This is a genomic window from Arthrobacter sp. LAPM80, assembly GCF_046736435.1.
GTDB lineage: Bacteria > Actinomycetota > Actinomycetes > Actinomycetales > Micrococcaceae > Specibacter.
This window is the reverse complement of record NZ_JBCHVD010000072.1, coordinates 1-424: the sequence shown is the minus strand read 5'-3', so window position 1 is coordinate 424 and position 424 is coordinate 1. Positions and strand designations below refer to the sequence as shown.

Genomic DNA, 424 nt, shown 5'->3' with positions numbered 1-424 from the left:
GGACCTGGTCCGGCGGCAGTTCACGGCACCGGCACCAAACTGTCTCTGGGTGGCGGATATAACGTACATCAAGACGTTTTCCGGCTGGGTGTACGCAGCGTTCGTGCTCGATGTTTTCTCCCGCCGCGTGGTCGGCTGGCAGCTTTCCACCACCATGCACACGGCCCTTGCGCTGGATGCGTTGGAGATGGGCTTATGGACTCGGCGGCGTGATCGAAAAGATGTATCACAACTTATTCACCACTCGGACAGAGGTGTGCAGTATCGTGCCATCCGCTACACCGAGCGCCTCGCCGAGGCTGAGGCTGTCGCTTCCGTAGGGGCCAAGGGTGATAGTTACGATAACGCCATGGCCGAGGCCCTCAACTCACTTTTCAAGGCCGAGCTGATCCGGAACAACGGGCCATGGACGGGCATCAACGAC

General features: G+C 59.7%; 1 protein-coding gene. It reads left to right on the top strand.

Going from position 1 to position 424, the window contains the following annotated elements:
• The coding region (locus AAGW05_RS18575; RefSeq protein WP_411806038.1) for an IS3 family transposase at positions 1-424 on the top strand (424 nt) is incomplete at both ends.